This is a genomic window from Nonomuraea sp. bgisy101 (assembly GCF_057708945.1).
The window spans coordinates 287,312-305,314 of record NZ_JBYITD010000010.1 but is presented as its reverse complement, the minus strand read 5'-3'; the positions used below and the strand labels follow the sequence as shown (position 1 = coordinate 305,314).

Here is an 18,003-nt window from a genome sequence, read left to right as displayed (position 1 = left end):
CCAGAGGTCGAGTCACTTGCCGAACGGGCGGGGCGGGGTGGTGCGGACGCGGGTGGGGCGGGTGCCCTGGCGGCGTAGACGGCGCAGGTAGTTGTAGGCGCGGCGGCCTGTGCGCAGCCGTAGGCCGGTGCCCTTGCAGTGGCGGCACCAGCGCTTGACGCGGCCGTTCGGCTTGATGGTCTTGCCGACGCCCTCACAGCGGCGGCAGCGGGCGAACGGGGAGGCGGCACAGGCGGCGGCGTAGCCGAGCGCCCACAGCAGCAGCACGCCGACGGCGGCGGCCAGCAGGGTCGCGAGCGAGGGCAGAAGATCACCCAGACCGGTAGCGGGGGGTGGGGTAGCGGTAGCGGCGTGGAAGGTCACGGCAGGGCTCCGATACGGGATTTCGAGCACGATGAGGGCGGCCCGCTACCCGCTACCTGCGGGTATTCAGGCTGATCAGAAGGGGTGTGAGGGGTAGCGGCGGCGGTAGCGCAGCCGCTACCCGGTAGCGAGCCAGCCGCTACCTTTCACGGCCCGGCGAGGCTCTTGCGGCGGGGTGCGGGCGGGTACGGCAGGGCCGTCGAACCGGGGTCCGGCGGCCCTGCCGTACGGCTCACGCCGCGCCGTCGCGGCGGCGGATCGCCTGGGCGATGTCGGCCTGCTTCGCGCCCTTGAGCACCTTGCCGTCGCGCTTGATGTTCACGCTTGGCACGGCCAGGTCCCGAAGCTGAGCCGACACCGCGTCGGCGGACAGGTCGGCGTAGTGCTCCGGGATGCGCTCGGAGAGCCGGGCGGCGATCTCGGCCCAGGACAGGCCGGACTCGCCGGGGTGGAAGACCGACAGGGCGTCGGCCAGCACGTCGCGCACCTCGCGCTTGATCTCCTCCCCGGCGGCATAGCCGGTCAAGGTCCCGGCACGCTCACGCAGGGCGCGGGCGGTGGTCAGGATCTTCTCGGCGTCGGCGGCATCGGCCAGGTAGGTGCGCACCGTCGGGGTGTCATCGGACGCCCCGTACAGGTAGCCGACGCCCCGGTACTCCTTGCCGTTGGGCAGGGAGGAGGCGTCGAACCCCTCGCTGTAGGCGTCGCCGCCCAAGATGGCTTCGGAGACGTTGCGGTTGCCGCACTTGAGGGCGAAGCGCACGGCGTGGTTGTCGCGGTAGCGGCCGAACAGCCGCTGCACGTCACCGGCGCCGACCCCGGACGGCTTCTGCGAGCTGGACAGGATGATGACCCCGGCGGAGGGGCCGACGGCCATGATGAACGACAGCAGGGAGGCGATCTCCTTGTTGATGTCCTGGTCGTCCAGCTCGTAGTAGACCTGGAACTCCTCCATGACCAGCAGCCACACCCGCAGGTTGGGGTACTTGCGCGACAGTTCCTCGGTCAGCTTGCCGTCGGGGCACTCCGAGACGGGCAGGGTGGACAGGAACTCATTCACTTGCATGATGTGCGTCTTGATCTCGCGCAGCGCGTCCAGCAGCTCCTCTACCGGGTCGCCGTCGCGGTTGATGACGGTGCCGAAGATGATGCGGTGGGCTATCAGCTTGAACTTGCGCCAGTCCGGGCTGTTCTTGCCGTCCACCACGGTCAGCTTCACGTACGGGTCCATGGCCGCGTACAGGGCCAACAGCCGGGCGGCGAACGTCTTGCCCTTGCGCGGCTGAGCCCCGACCAGGACTGAGATCCACAGCAGCAACAGGGTGACCTGACGTCCGCGTTCGTCCAGCCCGAACGGGGCGGGCTTCCAGATGTTGCGCGGCTTGCCGTCCAGCAGCGGCGTGCGCCCGGCGGGGATGGCCAGCGGGTCGCGGTCGGCCACGAACAGCTTGTGCCGCCGGGTGGAGGACGGGTCGCGGGTGATGTAGACCTGCTGTTCGGTGACGTCCAGGCCGGAGGCGATCTCGGGGCGTGCCTTGATCGCGTGGTCGAACGTCTTGCCGTACGGCAGGTCCACCACGACCTCGGAGCCGGTTCCGGCGGCATCACGCGCCATGCGGGAGCCGAACTGGATCTGCTGGTGGGGCTTGTCGGGGTGGCCGAGTCCGGCGGCGTAGTAGGCGCGCAGCACCACGTCGGCATTCAGCAGCCGGTAGCGGCGAGAGACGGCGGCGGTGGGGATGATCGGGCGGCCCTTAGGCTTGCCGCACCGGGCCAGCACCGGCACCAGCGCGAGAGCGACGGCGGCCTGGTAGGGCGGTTGCAGGTTGGCCACCGCGATGGCGGCCACGATGGCCGCGATGAGCTGGAAGAACAGGACGACGCCACGCCAGCGGCGGGTGGCCTTGCCCTCCTTGTGCAGCTTGAGCCACATCTCCGGGTCGTTGTCGCTCGCGGCGGTCTGGAGGAGAGCGTACTGTTCGTTGACCCACCACCAGCGCAACTGCCGGTTGACCAGGGCGAAGACGCCCACGATGGCGAACCAGACGACCTGGAGCGCGTACCAGGGGGCGCGCACCGTGTGGAAGGCGGCCACGTGCGCCCACCTGCCGAGCGCGGCCTTGACGGTGGTGGGCAGGTTCGCCCCGTGGAACTGAGGCGGGATGATCGGGCGACGTGACTCGCTGACCAGCTCCGGAACCATGCTGCCGGGCAGGTCCACCAGCGTGGGCGGTTCGTTGGCGGGCGGTGCGTCCAGCTCGACCTCATACGAGGTGTCATAGGCGGTCCGCTTGCCAGGTCGGTTGTCCGGCTCACCGGCCGGGTCGGTCGCCGGGCCGTCCCCCTGGTCGGGGGCGTCCAGCGGGCGGGGACGGCGGCGGGAGTCGAGCGGAACGACCTGCCCGCCCTCGGCGTGCTCGGCGCCGGTGGGGCGGCCGGACCACTCGAAGTCGGACAGGTCGCCGGGGCGGTCCGGGTTGGGGTTGGTGTTGGGCTCGTGCGGCAGGTCGGTCATGATGAGGTCACCTCGTTTCCGCTGGAGGGGGCGGGGCAGCAGGGCGCGACCGGCTTCTTGGCGGGAGTGGTCGCGCCCTGCGTGTTGTCGGTGTCGTCGTCGGGCAGTTCGTTGGGGCCGTAGTCGGCGACCAGACCGACGCCGACCATGTGGCCCTCCAGGTAGATCCAGCGGGCCAGGCTGCGGGCTTCCTGCCCTGCCGGGCCGGGGTCGCAGCCCAGGGCCTCGACCTGGTCGAGGTCGGTGAGTTCGACCCACAGCGGGCGATGGCTGTTCTTGCGGCGCAGGATCTCGGCGTAGACGGCGCGCAGGGTCACCAGCAGGTCGGCGGGGGTGCCGTCGCCGGTGCCGGTCTGCTGGCCGGTCAGCTTGGCGAGCGCGGCCAGGTCGGCGGGGTTGGCGGCGTCGAAGTCGTCGCTTTCCACCAGCAGGTCGGGAACGCTCTGAAGGTCGGTCATGAGGTCCCCTCGCGGTCGGTGGTGGACCACCGGCAGCGAGCGTCCGGTCCGTTGCCCGTGCACTCGACCGGCGGGGGTTCCTCAGCGGGCGGGGTCGGGTCGGTGTCGGCCCAGCGGCAGCGGTCGTCCTGGCAGAGGACGGGGGGCGGCGTCGAGTCGTTGCCCGTGCCCTTGTCGGCCACATGGCAGGCCATGGGGGTCAGCCCGATCAGGGCGGTCAGCACAGCGGATGTGAAGTGCCGTATGAGGGTGCGCGGTTCGGTCATGAGGTCACCTCGCGGTGGGTGTCGGTGGTGGGGTGGGCGCAGCAGGTGCGGCGGTGGGCCGACATGGTGGAGCGGATCTCGGCCACGGTCCGGCGGCGGGTGATGAGCATCCGGACCCAGATGGAGACCGGGACGGCCAGGCAGGCCAGGGAGATCACGATCACGGGGGCGAGCACGGTGAGCATGGCGGGTCAGTCCTTTCCGGTGGTGGGGTCGTAGCGGAGGGCGTCACGGACGGCGCGGGCGGTGTCCATGCCGCAGCCGAGCGCGCGCCGGATCTTGTCCGCGCCTGCGGCGGCGGGAAGCTGGCCGGTGGCCATCAGGTGCCGGGCGCGGGCAATCAGCGCGTCGGGGGCGGGGGCGTTCGCCCTGTACGTAGGGCCGGTAGGGGTACCGTCGGCGCCGTGATCGAGGCGGGCGAACGACTCCAGGATGATGGGCAGGGCGGTGACGATGGCTACCGCCACGACCGGCCCCAAGACGTGCAGCACCAGCCGTGAGACGGTGAAGTCGGTCCCGTCCGGCAGCCCCCAGGGCAGGTACGGCCAGGCGTTCATGCCGAGCGTCAGCCCCAGGAACAGCCACTCGATTTTGGTCAGGATCGGGTTGTTGAGCGGCTGGCCGCGGGTGCCCATGTAGGCGCGGGCGCCGACCACGACCAGCAGGGCCAGGGACATGAACGGCTCGACCAACCAGGCGAAAACCCAACCAGGCGACCACAGGTCGGCGCCATCGGCCGCGAACGCCTGCACACCGGCGGTGGACCAGGCCAGCGCGAGCGTCAGCGACACCAGAGCCGCGGTGACCAGCAGGCGCCGCATACGGGCGGCCTGCCAGGCGCGCATCTCCGGGTCTTGAGCCAGCGCGTGCAGCCGGGCGGCCTCCTGCGCCTGCTTGCGGCGCTTGCGCACCTTGGGGGTGTCGAGCATGAGCGGGGTGTCGTCGGCCTGGAGGTCGGCCAACTGGTGCGCTTCGGCCACCTCGGCGCGCAACCGCAGCACGCGCCGGGTCGCACCGGGTGATTCGGCCGGCGTAGGAGCGGCGGGCGCCTGGCTGGCTATGTGCCGCTCCAGTTCGGCCAGCCCGCGGGCTACCTCTTCGGGGGTCGGTTCGGGGATCGGGTCAGGGTTGATGGCGCTCACGGCTTGCCTCCTTTGGGGCGGCGGTCGCGGTCGGTGCGCTGGTTGCGGTTCATGCCGTGCTTGCGGTCGGTCTCGATGAAGCCGTCGCGTCCGGCTTCGGGCTGGTAGAAGGTCGGCAGCTTCTCGCCGTGCACGGTGACGCCGGGGCGCCCGCTGGTGTCGAGCTTGTGGCGGCTCATGCGGCCACCCCTGGGGCGCAGTCGAGGCAGGTTCCGAGATGGCGGGGCAGGACGTAGCCGACATCGGTACGGCAGTCGGGGCAGGTGCGGCGGGCGGCGGTGGCCTTGGCCAGCGCGGCGAGCTGAGCAGGGGTCGGGGTGCGCTTGGGCAGGGCGACCCGCACGTCGTAGAGGTAGGCGGCCCGCACGCCCGGTGCGCCGTGACGGGTGGATGCCCAGAGGATCTGTGCTTGGACGCCCTGCCCGGCGGGGCGAAGCCCGCGGGCGGCGAGCTGGCGCACGGTGAGCAGATGCGGCGGGGCCATCTGCCACGGGTAGGTGGGGATGCCGTAGCGGGCGCCGGTGGGGTCCCAGAAGCGGGCGCGGATGCGACTCATGAGACGGCCTCCACAAGCACGCTCGCGAACACGCGGCCGATCTCGATCCCGAGCGCGTCGGTCGCCTCGGTCCACGCTGCCGTGTAGCCGCCGCTCAGCTCTTGCCAGGTGTTGAGGAAGCGGTGGCGCAGCGGCCAGGAACCGTAGCCGCTTATGTGGAGCAGCACGTCGGCGATGGCGCGTGGGCCGTAGATGTCCAGGGCCAGCCCGTCGTCGGTGAGCGCGGCGGCGTGCGTCGGCTGCCATCCGTCCGAGTCGTGGTAGCGCTCGATGAGCAGCAGCGGCCAGCCCGTACGCTCGGCGATGGCTCCGGCCAGCACGGCGCACTGAGAGTGCCCGTACAGTTCGATCGCCTCGGCGTCGATCACGCCGGGGTGAATGGTTAGCGTGGTCTGGCCGTGGTAGGTGGGCGTGGCCAGCGTGACGTCCAGGGAGATCTCATGGAGCGCTCTGCCGTGGGCGATCGTGGTCAGCAGCGGGTAGGCCGTGGCCGGGTCGGTCGCGGTGATGGCGGTCATGAGCGGCCCCACCCTCCCCAGCAGCGCGGGCAGCCGGGCCGGTCGCACATGTTGTGCGGGTCGGCGGACCATTCGCTGAGGGCGGCTTCGGCAGGTCCGGCCTGACCAACGATGACGCGGGTGATGTGCCGGATGGCGCGGCGCTCCTGAGCGATGCGGATCAGGTCGCAGGTGATGAGCCCGGCGATGAACACCAGCAGGTAGCCGAGTACGGAGATCACGAGAACCCCTCCTTTCAGGCGTGGGACTGGGCGCGGAAGCGGATGCGGCAGGCGCGGCAGCCGGGGCGGCAGGGTGCGCCGTGCCTCGGGCACAGCTCGGTACGGCGGCCCTTGGTGCTGCCGCAGCGGCGGCAGCCGATGACGTTCGCGGAGCGCTGACCGCAGTCGAAGCAGCGGAAGCGGGTCATCAGGCCACCTCCGCCAGCACGTCGCGCAGGTCGAGGGTGCGGATTTCGTCGGCGGTCAGCCCTGCCCAGATGCCATCGCTCGGGCGGGTGGCCAGCGCGTAGGCCAGGCACGGCCACCGGGCGGGGCAGCTCCGGCAGATGGCCTTGGCGGCCATCTCGCGCACCTGCCGTACGGTCGCGGGCTCGTCGTCGATGTCGGGGCCGGTGAACAGGTCGGTGTCTGCCAGCTGGCAGGCGGGTTCGGCAGCCAGGAGAGTGGCCAGCAGAGTGGCCCTTTCCTTGCCGCCGATCAGGACGGCGATGGGGGAGGTCAGGGACCCGGAGGACATGATGAGAACACCTCTCTGAGAGGGGAGGGCCGGGGGCGGCTCGTGTCTTGGCGGGCAGGGCCGCCCCCGGCTGGGCAAGGTCACTTGCTGATGGCCTTGATGAACTCGGCGAACTGCTGAGCGCCGGTCACTGTCGCTTCAAAGGCCCACTTGACCGCCACGGCAGCGCTCTGCGGGTCAGTGAAGAGGTAGATGACAAAGCCGATCAGGAACAGCGTCGGCAGGAACCGGCCGACGCTCTTGGCGGGCTGCATGGGAAGCTCCCTTGGCTTGATGAACCCGGCAGAGCAGCCGGAGTGCCCCGGCGGGGAGTCGAACCCTGCCTGCGACCATCGAGGCGGTAGCGAACGCGGGGCCAGTCGGGCGCGGGGACTTAGCAGTCCCAGCAGCGCCACGGGCCGGGGCCGTAGACGATGACCGTGCGCTCACGCAAGTCACGGCGCAGTCGCCGCGTGGCCGCGATCCAGTTCGGGCAATCGCCCACGTGCCTCTCGCTGCCGTCCGGGCTGTAGAACTCGATGGCCTTACGCCTTTTCATGATCCGATCCCTTCGGGTATGGCGCTGGTGGCAGTGCCCCGGCAGGGAGTCGAACCCTGCCTGCGACCATCGAGGCGATAGAACCTCAGCCGAGCAGGTCGCTCAGCATGAGCCGGTGGGCGCGGAACACCTGACCGTCGTAGGAGGTCTTGAGCTGGTTGACCAGGTCGGCATAGCTGTTGGCGCGCACCCAACGGGCGCGCTTGGCGTCATCAGCACCGACCACGGCGGGCAGGTCGACGGCGAACAGGGCGCTCAACTTGAAGGTGACGGGGACGGTGACCATCCACGCTTCGTCACTGGCGCGCGGGTCGGGCACGTACCGGGCCGGGAGCACCTGGCGGGCCACCCCGTCCAGCACCAGTCCAGTCTCTTCGGCCAGCTCGCGGACACCGGCGGCCTCCGGACCCTCACCGGGCTCCACGTAGCCGCCCGGCACTGCCCAGCCGTGCCCGTCCGAGCGCTCCACAAGCAACAGCCAGCGGCCGGAGGTCGTGTTTGCGGTGACGATGGCGTCGGCAGCGAGCTGTTCGCCCCAGTGGCCCAGCTCGTTGCGTCCGTAGCGGATGCCGGTGGACTCGCACGGGTTGACCGGGCGGCCGTCGATCACCGGGAACGGGATCGCGGCGGTGGCCAGGCGGCTTGCCCAGTCGATCTGCGTCGGGTCGGTGCGCGGGTCGGCCCAGCCCTCCTGGACGCCCTTGTTGAACACGTCGGGGTGCGTGAACGTCACGTGCATGGTCATGGTGGGTTCCTTCAGTTCGGTGTGGGGTCGGGGCGTGCCCCGGCGGGGAGTCGAACCCCGCCGGCGACCATCGGGGCGGTTGGTTGGCTATGCGGCCAGCCGGTCGGGCTCCAGCGCGAAGAACAGGACCATGAGCTTGTCCACGCGGGTCTCGCGCTTGGCCAGCTCGAAGATCTGCATGTAGACGTCCATGCGGGACGCGCCGGGCGGGACGTCCACCGTGCTGGAGAAGGTGGCGTTGCCGAAGCCGCCGCCCGTGGGCCACTGCACGGTGATCACCCACATGTAGCGGGCCATGCTCGTGTCGGTGCTGTCCTGCTGGGTGTTGGTGATGGCGGTGCTCATGGTGAAGCTCTCCCTTGACGGGTGATGGGAACGGGTGATGGCCAGGGCGTATGTGCCTGGTCGGGCCGCCTTTTTCTCGGTCGGGAGGCGGTGGCCATTTAGTTGTCTGAGCGGCGGGTGCGTCTGGCCCGTCAGCCAGAGCGGTCCGTCAGCGTCGGCGCGCGGTCCCGTCGGACCGCCTTCCGAGTGCCTTCGGTTGTTGCAGTGAGGTGAGGCATGCCTCACCTCGGTTGCTCGACTTGGTCTGACGGTGCAGGTATGCTGCCTGCGAAACGTCAAACGTTTGTCGACTGATTTGATAATGAGCCCGCCAGGGGCCGCTGTCAACAAACATCAAACGTTTGGCGTTTCGGTCGAGTGACAAAAGAGGGAGAAATGGGCACCCCAAACAAGCTGGGCTTCCGACAGATCGCCGTGCAGATCCGGCAGGAGATCGTCGAAGGCGTCTACCCGACGGCTTCGGTGCTCCCACCTGAGCCGGTCCTTGCGGAGAAGTACGGCGCGTCTCGAAGCCTCGTCAACCGAGCCATGCAGGTACTCGCAGCAGAGGGCATGATTCGCCCCAAGCAAGGGAGAGGAACGATCGTGACCTACATCCCGCCGATGCTCCACTCCGCAGCCCGTTACTCGCGCGCGGCGCGCGAGAGCGGCCAGGCGCGCGGCGCGTTCGACGCGGAGGTGCGCGAACTCGGCCTCGAACCACAGCATGAGATCACCGTGGAGCGCGCCACACCCCCGGACGACGTGGCTGATGCCCTTGGACTGCCGCGCGGAGAGGAGAACGCCCTCGTACGGCGTCGCCGACTCTTGGCGTCCGGCATCGCGGTACGGCTCAACGCCTCATGGTTCCCGCTCTCGATCGCGGACGGCACCGACCTTGAAGCCGATGGGCCGAACATCCAGGGCGGCGTCAAGTCGGCCCTGGCCGAACTCGGCTACGCCCAGACCGAAGCGAGCGAGCGCATCGTCGTGCGCCCGCCCACGGATGAAGAAGCCGACGCCCTGGAGATCAGCCCCGAGCGCACGGTCCTCGACATCTTCCACGTCGGCAGGACCGAGAGCGGGCAGGCTGTCGAGGTGACCACCACGGTCACGCCCGCGCACTACCTCGTGATTGAGCACACCTTCCCGCTCACCTGATGCCCGGTCAGCCAGCTATCACCTGAAGGGGGACGACGCGATGACAGCTACAACCCTGCCGATCCGTGCCAAGGCGGTGGAGCTTGCCGACGCCGGCCAACTGCCCGCGTACGTGTACGACCTTGCCGACCTTGACGCCCACATGGCAGCCGTCCGAGCCGCCATGGGCGACATCGAGGTGTATTACGCCGTCAAGGCCAACCCCGACCCCAACCTCATGCGGGTCATCGCGCCTTATGTAGACGGCTTCGAGATCGCGTCCGGGGGAGAGTTGGCGCACGTGCGCGAGCACTTCCCCGACACGCGCATCGCACTCGGCGGCCCCGGCAAGACCGATGCCGAACTGTTCGCGGACGTCTACCGGCTCCACATCGAGAGTCCCAGCGAAATCCGGCGGCTGTTCGCGGCGGGCCGGTCTGCTGACGTGCTGCTTCGCGTCAATCTCGACATCCCCATCAAGGGCGCGTCGCTGGCAATGGGGGGTGGCGCGACGCCCTTCGGGATGGACCCCGACGGCGTTGCCGAGTGCATGGAAATGCTGGCCGGTCAGGACGCCGTACGCCTTCGCGGCATCCACGCTCACCTGGCCAGCGGCTTGGACGCTCGTACCATGCTGGAGCTGGCCAGCGCCATTCTCGACTACGCCCGTGGCCTTGGCGTCACGGAGATCAATATCGGTGGTGGCATGGCCGTCTCCTACGCCGACCCGGAATCCCGGTTTGACTGGGAGACCTACGGCGCGGGCCTGGCCGCTCTCCGACGCCCTGGCGAGACGCTACGCATCGAGCCGGGCCGGTCCATCTCGGTCTACTGCGGGCGGTACGTCACTCGGGTCATGGACGTGAAGCGCGTCCATGGTGACCTGTTCGCCGTGGTGGCGGGCGGGACACACCACATTCGGACTCCGGCGACCAAGGGGCACAGCCAGCCCATGGTTATTGACCGGCCAGGGGAGCCGACCACGATTGTTGGCCAGCTCTGCACGCCGAAGGACACCATGGCGAAGCATGTGCCCGTGAGCCTGGCGACGGGCGATGTAGTCGAGTTCCTCATGGCTGGTGCCTACGCATGGAATATTTCGCATCACGACTTCCTGATGCATCCGAAGCCGACCTTCCACTACGTCGGCCGAGCCCGACCCTGAGCTTGGAGCCCTGGAGAGCCGGACGCGCTTTCCAGGGCTTTCTTGCCCCCGCTGTCCCCGGCCGGGTGTTGACCAAGGGAAACGTGAGGAGCGATGGTGGACAGGCTGTCCTCGCTGTCCCTGGCAAGCCATGGGACCTCTTTCGGGATGGCCGGTATCTACGTAGCTTCGGGCTACGGGCTTCATCAGGGGGGCTGATCATCGAATGTCGGAACCGGCTTTTGTCCGCATCGCAGACGACTATGCGCACCGTATTCGCAGCGGGAAACTGTCACCTGGTGTACAGCTGCCGAGCTACAAAGAGATCGCTGAAGAGAACGGTGTCTCGGAGATCGTAGTGCGCAGAGCCCTCGATCTACTCAAGAGTCAAGGGCTTGTCCAATCTGTTCGGCGACGCGGAGTCTTTGTTTCCGAGGGACCCGAGCGTCGGACGGAACCACCTGCGCATGCATTAGCGAAGGAGCCAGATACAGCACTCGGTGCCGTTGCTCTGGAGATCGCTAACATACAGGCGCGGGTCGCCGAGATTGAACGTGACCACGGGGCGAAGCTGGCCGAGATCCTGAGGATTCTTCGCGCCGCCGACGGTCCAAAGTCATAGCGCCGTGCGGGGGCAATGTGTCCCCGCTGTCCCCGCTGTCCCCGAATGAGGTTTGACCAGGGGAAACATGCGAACACGAGCGGGGACACTGTCGGGGACGTGCTGTCCCCGCTGTCCCCGGCGGGGCTACTGACCCTCAAGGAGCGCGCGAGAGTGTCCCTCGTGTCCCGGTGTCCCTGAATCACCCGGGACAGTGCCGGGGACACGTTGTCCCCGCTATCCCCGGACCGTCGGAGTGGCAGCGTGAAAGGCGCTTCGCGCGTCTTCTACGTGCTTCGCACGATTGAGCTGCAACATTGGGGGGGCGACCGTCAAGGAGCACGCGGCAGTATCGGCGTCGGAAGTCGCCGAACCGTGCGAAAGGTGGTCAAGGAGACCCTATGCGACATTGGTTGCGAATAAGGTCGGGCGGCTTGGAAACGAGAGTGCTAGGGTTCCGGGAGCTCTAAAGTCTTGGCATGGCAACGAGCGCAGCCGAAAAGAAGACCCAGCCTCCATCATCATCGAAGGTGGCAGATCCTCCAGAGGAGTCGACTTACGTCATCAGCGAGCAAGAGCTTCGCGATCTTCAGGAGTTTCAATCCTTCCGCAAAGCGATCCGTATCCTTCACACTATCGATGTTTGTCCGGAGTGTCCGACAACCTATGGCGAGATATGGAATGCGGAACCCGAAGCATCGAAGATGCGCATTCTCGAAGCAATCATACGGATCACAGGATCCTTGAATGATGGGGAATTGCGGCTACACGCTTCAAAAGAGAATTCCAATGGTTCGGATAACTCTGTCAACGATGCGCGCCTCCAGAACCTGCGCGAGCACGCGGCTGCAAACATCCTGCCTGCCCACCCGTGCGCGCTGGGACACACGGGCTGCGTGTAGCCCCCGCTACCAGGAAGAACGCCCTCCGGGTCGGTGATCCGGAGGGCGTTCTTCATGTCGGTGTAACCAGAACAGTAACCATTGAGGCCCTGTGAAACCGCTTGGCCAGCCGGATCGTCTCTCGCTCCGACCGGCGCCGAGCAGGCTTACCGTGGCGTCTAACCCAGACCTACGGCCCTTGCCGAGGGTGATCCTTTCCACGTAGTCCCCTCGCGCCACACAGCGGCGATCCCGAGAGATTCGAGCAAGTCTTCGCAGGCTTCGCCGATGGACTCGTTGAAAACAGCCATCACCTTCACCTGATCCCGACGGCCCTCGTAGAGGAAGTGCCGGTAAGACATGAGCTGACCGATCGCTTCCCGGGTGGCGCCGACTGCATCGCCGCGGCGGACCATCTTGACTTCGATCAGCCATTCTTCGCCGTTGTGAATAACAGTCATGTCCCGAGGGTGGACCCGAGTGTTGGGTGACAGTCCTCGGGCTTGGAGGAGGTTGCCGTACTCCTTCAGAATGCGCTCGTGCGTGCGACTCTTGACGATGGTCCGACCGGTGATGGTGGCGACGTAGTCAGCGGAGCTCTTGGGTTTGAAGAGCGCGGGTTCGGCCGGCGGTAGATCGTCTGGCGGGCGAACGGTGGTCACGATCGTTTCTGGCGTGGTCTGCCGGATGGCCTCTCGTGTGACCAACGCTTCCTGATAGAGCTGGATGAAGTGACCAAGGTCGTCAACCATGGTGGCTTCGTCGGGCAAGTCCGAGAGCTTGTAGGTCTTGGCCACGATGTTGCCGAACTCGTAGTGCCGGGGGAGGGGCTCCTTCGTCTGAAGGTTGATCGCGGGCTCTAGGCCAGTGGTGAGAGCAGTGGGCAACGCCGCGCGGATCGCGTCGGCTTGCTCCTTAAGACGTCGCCTCCCTTCTTTAGTCCTGTAGCGGTCGATGAGCTCGGTTACGCCCTGATTCAGGCTGAGCGCGACGCTCTGCATGTCTTGGGCGAACAGGTACACCACGTACATGCCGTGTCGGGCAGTATCAGTCTCGTCGGGGTCGAAGACGGAGATCCAAGGGACGTTTGCAGCGGCCCCTTTGCCGCCGCTGCCCTCTGCGGTGTAGCCCGGTGGCACCCACTGAAGGATTGTCTTGCCGGCTTGCCTGAGGAGTTGTTGTGCTTCTCCGGTCATACGGAGCGAGCGGTCGTAGGTCTCGCCGATGCGACCGATGAGCCAACGCAGTTCCACCACGTGAACTCCCTGTAGTCGGGGGATGACGGCAACTGTAGATCGTCGGACCGACAAAGTTGATCGCATTGGACGGGGGCATCTGGGACGCGTTCGGGCGCCGTCATGTAATGCACGAACCGCAGGTCAAAGGCTGAGTCGGTTTGAGCGTCGCCGGTTCCAGTCAGCCTGGCCGCCATATCCAGGTAGTCAGCCACCTTGGGATATTCGGTTCGGAGCCGTTGTTCGTCCTCCAGGAGCGCGGTGAGTTCATCCCATCGTTGGGCCGTCATGGTCAGCTCAGCCATGTGCCCAAGCTTCTCGCACCACGCCCGCCCATGCCATGCGTTCTGGCAGGGCCTTTGCGAGACGCGAGGCAGGAAGCTGTCCCCGCTGTCCCCGCTGTCCCCGACCGGGTGTTGACCAGGGAAAACATACGAACAAGAGCGGGGACACTGTCGGGACGTGCTGTCCCCGCTGTCCCCTTTCAGGCGGAACACCTGAGAGAGGCGCTTCGCGCGTCGAACAGCGCTTCGCGCATGGGCTGAAACACTGGGGGGGCACGGCGAGACGCCCCCAGTGTTTCAGCCCATGATCCGCGCGGAGCGCGGCTAGCGAGACGAGCGAAGCGCCGTTCTTCCGGCCTGATGGCCTCGACATCCTCCGCCGGGCCTTACTGCAAAAGACCTGCTCAGGTGCACTGTTGTACAGCCAGAAAGTACAGCTACCGCCACGGATGTAGCTGTACTTCTGCGGACGTTGACGGACTATCCCAGCAAGGTGGATCTAGGCACCCCAGGGTGGCCGAACGCGCGCCTATGGGGCATCATGGGGGCCGCGAGCTGGGCATCCCCAGCTCTGAATATCAACTGAACGCGGGAGCTTGGGGCAACCAGGCTGAGAGGGCAACTACCGCTGTTGCCGACCGCATGAACCTGTCCGGGTAATGCCGGCGTAGGGAGCGTGTGATGACGCACGTCGTCGATCCGAAGCATGCCGAAGTACCGCTGACCCTCGACGAGGCCCCGCCGAGAACGCTGGGCGTCCTCGACCAGGGCGCCTTCTGGGCCAACCTCGGGGTCAGCCTCCTCGGCTTCTCCTTCGCCCTCTTCCTCATCAATCCGCTGCTCGACGACAACCCGCTGACCATGACCGCCGCGGTCACCGCCACCGTCGTCGGCAGCCTCGTCGGAACCGCCATGGTCGGTCTGGCCGCCATCCCCGGCGTCCAGACGGGGAAACCGGCGATGGTGCTGCTCAGAGGCCTGTTCGGGGCCAGGCTGTCCTACGTCCCGACCGTGCTCAACATCATCCAGATGCTCGGATGGGGCGCGTTCGAGCTGTGGGTCATCTCCATGGGCGCCCAGGCGATCTTCGGTGACGCCGTGCCGTACGCGGTCTGGGTGGTCGTCGCGGGTGCGATCACCACGGGACTGACGATCTACCCGCTCGGCGCGATCAGGCTGATCAGGCGGGTCGTCACGGTCGGGGTGATCATCTCGACCGTCTGGTTCGCGGTGACGCTCCTGCAGAGCGCCCCCGTGCAGACCGGCGGCAGCTGGGACGCCTTCGCTCCCGCCGTCGACTTCGTCATCGCGCTGTCGGTCTCCTGGGTGCCGCTGGCCGCCGACTTCGCCAGGCACTCGCGCAGCAGCTCGGCCGCCTTCACCGGTGTGGTGAGCGGCTACACGATCGCGCAGGTCGCGTGCCTGGCCATCGGCGTCTACGCGGTCGCGATCGCCGGGCACGACGCCGTGCTCAACGACCCGACCGCGGTCTTCGGCCCGTTCGTCGCCGCACCCCTGGGCGCGCTGTTCTTCGGCGTCCTGGTGCTGCGCGAGACCGACCAGTCGTTCGCGAACGTCTACTCCGTGGCCATGTCGCTGCAGAACCTCATGCCCCGCGTCGACCGGCGCCTGTTCTCGGTGGCGATCGGCGTGCTGACCATCGGCGTGGCGCTCCTCGTCGACGTCAACTCCTACAGCGCCTTCCTCAGCATCATCGGCGCCGTGTTCGTGCCGATGCTCGGCGTGCTCGTGGTCGACTACTTCGTGCTCGGCACCGCCAGGACCTGGGACACCAGCGAGAACGCCCCTTCCCGCTGGCTCATGATCATCCCGTGGGCGCTCGGGTTCTGCGCGTGGTGGCTGCTGGCAGCGCCGTCCACGATCCCGTGGTGGGCGGCGATCTGGGACGGCGCCCGCGCGGCGCTCGGCTTCACCCGCCAGCCGTGGATGAGCGCGGCCGTGGGAGCCTTCCTGGTCGCGGGCCTGGTCACCCTGGCCATCGGCCGGGTACGGCGGCGCTAGCCCTCGACGCGCAGCAGGCGTTCGAGCGCGGTGGCGCCTCCGGGGTAGCCGTCGCGATCGGCGACCCGGTGGCAGGGCACGATCACGCACACCGGGTTGCCGTTGAGCGCGCTGCCCACCGCGTGGAGCGCCTGCGGCCGTCCGATGCGGGCCGCCAGCTCGCGCGTGGTGGTGCCGGTGCCGTACGGCACGGCCATCGTCATCTGCAGGAGGGTACGCGCGAACGGTGTGGCCAGCTGTAGGTCGACGGGGGCGGTGAAGGCGCGCAGGCGCCTGGAGAAGTAGGCGTCGAGCTCGCGCCGCACCGGGTCGAGGCGGCGCGGGTCGGGGCCCACGAGGCCGCCGACCGCCCGAGAGACCCGCTCGAAGACCGCGTGCTCGTCGTCGAAGCTGCAGGCGACGACGCCCTTGCCCGTCACCGCGAGCACGAGCGTCCCCACCGCGCCGTCGTAGGTTCCGATGGCGACATCCGGCGGTCGCTCGGCGCGGTAGGTGGGTGAGGTGATCCTCACCAGGGCATCGAGCTCGCCAGCCGACATAACCCGCAGCGTATCGGACGGATCAGGCCACGGAGCGACCGCGCCACCGGCACTATGGAAAGGTGGGTGACGAGGAGATCACCGCAGCCGTACTCTCCAGCGCCCCCAACGCGGTCGTCGTGCTCGACAGGGACCAGGCCGTGCTGGTCTGGAATCCTGCGGCGGAGCGGTTGTTCGGGTGGAGCCATGAGGAGATGGTCGGGCGGCGCGCGCCGCTCGTCCCCGCTGAGCTGACCGCCGAGCACAACGCGGTGCTCGAGAGGGTTCGCACGGGCGGCCAGGTCTCGCTGCGCACCAAGCGCTTCCGCAGGGACGGCACGCTCCTCGACGTGCGGGTCGACACCAGCGCCCTGCTCCAGGGCAACGCCGTCGTCGGCTACGTGCACGTCCACCACCCGACGGAGGACGACGTCGCCGCGCGCGACAGGGTGGCGCGCAGGGCCAGGCTGGTGCGCAGGCTCACCGACGTGGTCGGTGACATCAACGCCGAGCTGGAGCTGCCCGCCGTACTCGATCGCATCGCCGCCAGCCTCACCGAGCTGACCGGAGCCGACGCGGGCGGCTTCGTGCTCATCGAGAAGGAGCGGCTGCGGCTGGTCAGCGCCCACCAGATGCCGGAGACGCTCAGGGACGCCACCGCCGACCTGCGCAGCAGCCTCGTGGGCAAGCTGATGCGCACGGGCAAGACGGTGATGCTGGAGTCGACGGGCCTCGACGATCTCATATGGGCCGCATTACCAGGACTGCACACGATCGCGCTCGGCCTGGCCGCCGTGGGCGGGCGCCCCTATGGAGCGCTCTACGCCCTGTTCGCCGACCGAAAACCGGGGCACGTCGAGCTGGAACTGCTGGAGCTGCTGGCGGGTCACGCGGGCATCGCGGTCGGCAACGCCATGGCCTACCAGGAGGTGCTGCGCCAGCGGGCGCACGAGCGGGCGGTCTTCGACGCCAGCGCCGACGGCATCGCGGTGCTGGACGAGGACGGGCGGGTGATCCAGTGGAACCCCGCCGCTGGGGAGCTCACCGGAGTCGCCGCCGACGAGATGATCGGCAGGCCGCCGCCGTTCCCGCTGCCCGCGCCGGGTGAGAAGCTCACCTTCCAGCTCGAGAGCGGGCGCTGGCTCGACGTCGTCAGCGCGAAGATCGAGGAGACCGGCGAGATGGTGATCGACTTCCGCGACATCACCGCCGCCAAGGAGCTGGAGGAGGCCAAGGACCTGTTCCTGGCCACGACCAGCCACGAACTGCGCACGCCGATCACGATCGTGCGGGGGTTCGCCAGCACGCTCGACTCCCGGTGGGACAAGCTGACCGACCCCGAGCGGCGCTCCGCCGTCCACACCATCGCCGAGCGGGCCAGATCGCTCGGCCAGCTCATGGACCACCTGCTGCTCGGTGCCCGTGCCGGAGCCGAGGAGCTCAAGGTCCGCATCGAGACCTTCAGCCTCGCCGAGCGCATCCACGCCGCCACGCTCGGCCTGCCGGTGCTGTCCGACACGCACAGGGTCGAGGTGGTCATCCCCGAGGACCTGCCCGACGTCAGGGGCGACGCGCTGGCGACCGACATCGTGCTCGGCCAGCTCCTGGAGAACGCCTTCAAGTACTCCCCGGACGGGGGGCTGATCAGCGTCGCGGCGTGGGCCGAGGACGAGCGCGTGGTCGTGGTCGTCGACGACGAGGGCGTCGGAATCGCCCCCGCCGACCGCGACCGGATCTTCGAGAGATTCGTCCAGGCCGAGAGCGGCGACCGCCGCAGATTCGGCGGTGTGGGGCTCGGTCTCTACATCGTGCGGAGCCTCGCGAGGGCGCAAGGCGGCGAGGTCACGGCCCATCCGCGCCCCGCAGGAGGGACCCGAATGCGGCTGGTTCTTACTATCTCGCCCGACACACCGAGGCAGTAACGAGCCGGTCACGGATGAGCTGATCTATCGTCCAATGTGTACAAGCTGTGATCGAGACACGGTTTCTGGGACCGGGTAACGGGGCATTTCGGT

24 protein-coding genes and 1 riboswitch are annotated in these 18,003 nt (G+C 68.1%); of the genes, 6 read left to right on the top strand and 18 right to left on the bottom strand.

Annotation, left to right across the window (positions count from 1 at the left end; translation table 11 throughout):
- Window positions 1-12: 12 nt before the first annotated feature.
- The 16 genes from AC3EO4_RS21365 to AC3EO4_RS21290 all read right to left on the bottom strand — a co-directional run bounded on the left by AC3EO4_RS21365 (window position 13) and on the right by AC3EO4_RS21290 (window position 8,184).
- Window positions 13-363 carry a hypothetical protein gene (locus AC3EO4_RS21365; protein WP_431897310.1) on the bottom strand — a complete coding sequence of 117 codons (351 nt, stop codon included), beginning with the start codon at window positions 361-363 and terminating at the stop codon, window positions 13-15.
- 232 nt (window positions 364-595) lie between these two features.
- Complete coding sequence (locus AC3EO4_RS21360; RefSeq protein ID WP_431897309.1) at window positions 596-2,878, bottom strand: hypothetical protein; 2,283 nt, start codon at window positions 2,876-2,878, stop codon at window positions 596-598.
- A complete protein-coding gene (locus tag AC3EO4_RS21355) occupies window positions 2,875-3,336 on the bottom strand; it encodes a hypothetical protein (RefSeq protein WP_431897307.1) in 462 nt (153 codons plus the stop codon). The genes AC3EO4_RS21360 and AC3EO4_RS21355 overlap by 4 nt, the downstream gene beginning before the upstream one ends.
- Window positions 3,333-3,602, bottom strand: coding sequence for a hypothetical protein (locus tag AC3EO4_RS21350; RefSeq protein ID WP_431897306.1), 270 nt, complete (start codon window positions 3,600-3,602; stop codon window positions 3,333-3,335). The genes AC3EO4_RS21355 and AC3EO4_RS21350 overlap by 4 nt, the downstream gene beginning before the upstream one ends.
- The gene (locus tag AC3EO4_RS21345) at window positions 3,599-3,787 is read right to left on the bottom strand and encodes a hypothetical protein (RefSeq protein WP_431897304.1); all 189 of its coding nucleotides are present in this window, start codon (window positions 3,785-3,787) and stop codon (window positions 3,599-3,601) included. The genes AC3EO4_RS21350 and AC3EO4_RS21345 overlap by 4 nt, the downstream gene beginning before the upstream one ends.
- A 6-nt stretch (window positions 3,788-3,793) precedes the next feature.
- Complete coding sequence (locus AC3EO4_RS21340) at window positions 3,794-4,744, bottom strand: hypothetical protein (protein WP_431897303.1); 951 nt, start codon at window positions 4,742-4,744, stop codon at window positions 3,794-3,796.
- Window positions 4,741-4,923 carry a hypothetical protein gene (locus AC3EO4_RS21335; RefSeq protein WP_431897302.1) on the bottom strand — a complete coding sequence of 61 codons (183 nt, stop codon included), beginning with the start codon at window positions 4,921-4,923 and terminating at the stop codon, window positions 4,741-4,743. The genes AC3EO4_RS21340 and AC3EO4_RS21335 overlap by 4 nt, the downstream gene beginning before the upstream one ends.
- Entirely contained in the window at window positions 4,920-5,300 is a 381-nt protein-coding gene (locus AC3EO4_RS21330) for an RRQRL motif-containing zinc-binding protein (protein WP_431897300.1), read from the bottom strand. The genes AC3EO4_RS21335 and AC3EO4_RS21330 overlap by 4 nt, the downstream gene beginning before the upstream one ends.
- Window positions 5,297-5,818, bottom strand: a complete 522-nt coding sequence (locus tag AC3EO4_RS21325; RefSeq protein WP_431897299.1) for a hypothetical protein — start codon at window positions 5,816-5,818, stop codon at window positions 5,297-5,299. The genes AC3EO4_RS21330 and AC3EO4_RS21325 overlap by 4 nt, the downstream gene beginning before the upstream one ends.
- Complete coding sequence (locus AC3EO4_RS21320) at window positions 5,815-6,039, bottom strand: hypothetical protein (protein ID WP_431897297.1); 225 nt, start codon at window positions 6,037-6,039, stop codon at window positions 5,815-5,817. Before AC3EO4_RS21320 ends, AC3EO4_RS21325 begins: the two co-directional genes overlap by 4 nt.
- Before the next feature lie 14 nt (window positions 6,040-6,053).
- On the bottom strand, window positions 6,054-6,227 hold the full coding sequence (locus tag AC3EO4_RS21315; protein ID WP_431897295.1) for a hypothetical protein: 174 nt from the start codon (window positions 6,225-6,227) through the stop codon (window positions 6,054-6,056).
- Window positions 6,227-6,556, bottom strand: a complete 330-nt coding sequence (locus AC3EO4_RS21310; RefSeq protein ID WP_431897293.1) for a WhiB family transcriptional regulator — start codon at window positions 6,554-6,556, stop codon at window positions 6,227-6,229. Before AC3EO4_RS21310 ends, AC3EO4_RS21315 begins: the two co-directional genes overlap by 1 nt.
- A gap of 80 nt (window positions 6,557-6,636) precedes the next feature.
- Window positions 6,637-6,810, bottom strand: a complete 174-nt coding sequence (locus AC3EO4_RS21305) for a hypothetical protein (RefSeq protein WP_183654249.1) — start codon at window positions 6,808-6,810, stop codon at window positions 6,637-6,639.
- Between the two features lie 119 nt (window positions 6,811-6,929).
- Window positions 6,930-7,094 (bottom strand): hypothetical protein, encoded by a 165-nt coding sequence (locus AC3EO4_RS21300; RefSeq protein WP_431897291.1) that lies wholly within the window; start codon window positions 7,092-7,094, stop codon window positions 6,930-6,932.
- 85 nt (window positions 7,095-7,179) lie between these two features.
- Window positions 7,180-7,839, bottom strand: a complete 660-nt coding sequence (locus AC3EO4_RS21295) for an NUDIX domain-containing protein (RefSeq protein WP_431897290.1) — start codon at window positions 7,837-7,839, stop codon at window positions 7,180-7,182.
- 87 nt (window positions 7,840-7,926) lie between these two features.
- A complete protein-coding gene (locus AC3EO4_RS21290) occupies window positions 7,927-8,184 on the bottom strand; it encodes a hypothetical protein (RefSeq protein WP_431897288.1) in 258 nt (85 codons plus the stop codon).
- A gap of 375 nt (window positions 8,185-8,559) precedes the next feature.
- Between AC3EO4_RS21290 and AC3EO4_RS21285 the strand changes: the two genes are divergently transcribed.
- The 4 genes from AC3EO4_RS21285 (at window position 8,560) to AC3EO4_RS21270 (ending at window position 11,950) form a co-directional block, all read left to right on the top strand.
- Window positions 8,560-9,324, top strand: a complete 765-nt coding sequence (locus tag AC3EO4_RS21285) for a GntR family transcriptional regulator (RefSeq protein WP_431897286.1) — start codon at window positions 8,560-8,562, stop codon at window positions 9,322-9,324.
- A gap of 40 nt (window positions 9,325-9,364) precedes the next feature.
- On the top strand, window positions 9,365-10,468 hold the full coding sequence (locus AC3EO4_RS21280) for an alanine racemase (RefSeq protein WP_431897284.1): 1,104 nt from the start codon (window positions 9,365-9,367) through the stop codon (window positions 10,466-10,468).
- A gap of 205 nt (window positions 10,469-10,673) precedes the next feature.
- Window positions 10,674-11,069 (top strand): GntR family transcriptional regulator, encoded by a 396-nt coding sequence (locus AC3EO4_RS21275; protein ID WP_431897282.1) that lies wholly within the window; start codon window positions 10,674-10,676, stop codon window positions 11,067-11,069.
- A gap of 458 nt (window positions 11,070-11,527) precedes the next feature.
- Entirely contained in the window at window positions 11,528-11,950 is a 423-nt protein-coding gene (locus tag AC3EO4_RS21270) for a hypothetical protein (RefSeq protein ID WP_431897281.1), read from the top strand.
- Between the two features lie 158 nt (window positions 11,951-12,108).
- On the opposite strand, the gene AC3EO4_RS21265 is transcribed toward AC3EO4_RS21270, so the two are convergent.
- A complete protein-coding gene (locus AC3EO4_RS21265; protein ID WP_431897279.1) occupies window positions 12,109-13,185 on the bottom strand; it encodes an MrcB family domain-containing protein in 1,077 nt (358 codons plus the stop codon).
- An 841-nt stretch (window positions 13,186-14,026) separates the two neighbouring features.
- A riboswitch (TPP riboswitch) is annotated at window positions 14,027-14,139 on the top strand.
- Here AC3EO4_RS21265 and AC3EO4_RS21260 point away from each other — a divergent pair.
- Window positions 14,130-15,470 carry a purine-cytosine permease family protein gene (locus AC3EO4_RS21260; RefSeq protein WP_379572724.1) on the top strand — a complete coding sequence of 447 codons (1,341 nt, stop codon included), beginning with the start codon at window positions 14,130-14,132 and terminating at the stop codon, window positions 15,468-15,470. (Overlaps the previous riboswitch by 10 nt.)
- Here AC3EO4_RS21260 and AC3EO4_RS21255 read toward each other — a convergent pair.
- Window positions 15,467-16,009 (bottom strand): methylated-DNA--[protein]-cysteine S-methyltransferase, encoded by a 543-nt coding sequence (locus AC3EO4_RS21255; RefSeq protein WP_379572723.1) that lies wholly within the window; start codon window positions 16,007-16,009, stop codon window positions 15,467-15,469. The genes AC3EO4_RS21260 and AC3EO4_RS21255 overlap by 4 nt on opposite strands.
- A gap of 62 nt (window positions 16,010-16,071) precedes the next feature.
- On the opposite strand from AC3EO4_RS21255, the gene AC3EO4_RS21250 reads away from it, so the two are divergent.
- Window positions 16,072-17,910 (top strand): PAS domain S-box protein, encoded by a 1,839-nt coding sequence (locus AC3EO4_RS21250; protein ID WP_379572722.1) that lies wholly within the window; start codon window positions 16,072-16,074, stop codon window positions 17,908-17,910.
- Window positions 17,911-18,003 lie beyond the last annotated feature (93 nt).

Coding starts and splice junctions, on each gene's coding strand:
- AC3EO4_RS21360 (WP_431897309.1), bottom strand. CDS start 2,878: ATGACCGACCTGCCGCACGAGCCCAACACCAACCCCAACCCGGACCGC.
- AC3EO4_RS21355 (WP_431897307.1), bottom strand. CDS start 3,336: ATGACCGACCTTCAGAGCGTTCCCGACCTGCTGGTGGAAAGCGACGAC.
- AC3EO4_RS21350 (WP_431897306.1), bottom strand. CDS start 3,602: ATGACCGAACCGCGCACCCTCATACGGCACTTCACATCCGCTGTGCTG.
- AC3EO4_RS21345 (WP_431897304.1), bottom strand. CDS start 3,787: ATGCTCACCGTGCTCGCCCCCGTGATCGTGATCTCCCTGGCCTGCCTG.
- AC3EO4_RS21335 (WP_431897302.1), bottom strand. CDS start 4,923: ATGAGCCGCCACAAGCTCGACACCAGCGGGCGCCCCGGCGTCACCGTG.
- AC3EO4_RS21330 (WP_431897300.1), bottom strand. CDS start 5,300: ATGAGTCGCATCCGCGCCCGCTTCTGGGACCCCACCGGCGCCCGCTAC.
- AC3EO4_RS21325 (WP_431897299.1), bottom strand. CDS start 5,818: ATGACCGCCATCACCGCGACCGACCCGGCCACGGCCTACCCGCTGCTG.
- AC3EO4_RS21315 (WP_431897295.1), bottom strand. CDS start 6,227: ATGACCCGCTTCCGCTGCTTCGACTGCGGTCAGCGCTCCGCGAACGTC.
- AC3EO4_RS21310 (WP_431897293.1), bottom strand. CDS start 6,556: ATGTCCTCCGGGTCCCTGACCTCCCCCATCGCCGTCCTGATCGGCGGC.
- AC3EO4_RS21305 (WP_183654249.1), bottom strand. CDS start 6,810: ATGCAGCCCGCCAAGAGCGTCGGCCGGTTCCTGCCGACGCTGTTCCTG.
- AC3EO4_RS21300 (WP_431897291.1), bottom strand. CDS start 7,094: ATGAAAAGGCGTAAGGCCATCGAGTTCTACAGCCCGGACGGCAGCGAG.
- AC3EO4_RS21295 (WP_431897290.1), bottom strand. CDS start 7,839: ATGACCATGCACGTGACGTTCACGCACCCCGACGTGTTCAACAAGGGC.
- AC3EO4_RS21290 (WP_431897288.1), bottom strand. CDS start 8,184: ATGAGCACCGCCATCACCAACACCCAGCAGGACAGCACCGACACGAGC.
- AC3EO4_RS21285 (WP_431897286.1), top strand. CDS start 8,560: ATGGGCACCCCAAACAAGCTGGGCTTCCGACAGATCGCCGTGCAGATC.
- AC3EO4_RS21280 (WP_431897284.1), top strand. CDS start 9,365: ATGACAGCTACAACCCTGCCGATCCGTGCCAAGGCGGTGGAGCTTGCC.
- AC3EO4_RS21275 (WP_431897282.1), top strand. CDS start 10,674: ATGTCGGAACCGGCTTTTGTCCGCATCGCAGACGACTATGCGCACCGT.
- AC3EO4_RS21270 (WP_431897281.1), top strand. CDS start 11,528: ATGGCAACGAGCGCAGCCGAAAAGAAGACCCAGCCTCCATCATCATCG.
- AC3EO4_RS21260 (WP_379572724.1), top strand. CDS start 14,130: ATGACGCACGTCGTCGATCCGAAGCATGCCGAAGTACCGCTGACCCTC.
- AC3EO4_RS21255 (WP_379572723.1), bottom strand. CDS start 16,009: ATGTCGGCTGGCGAGCTCGATGCCCTGGTGAGGATCACCTCACCCACC.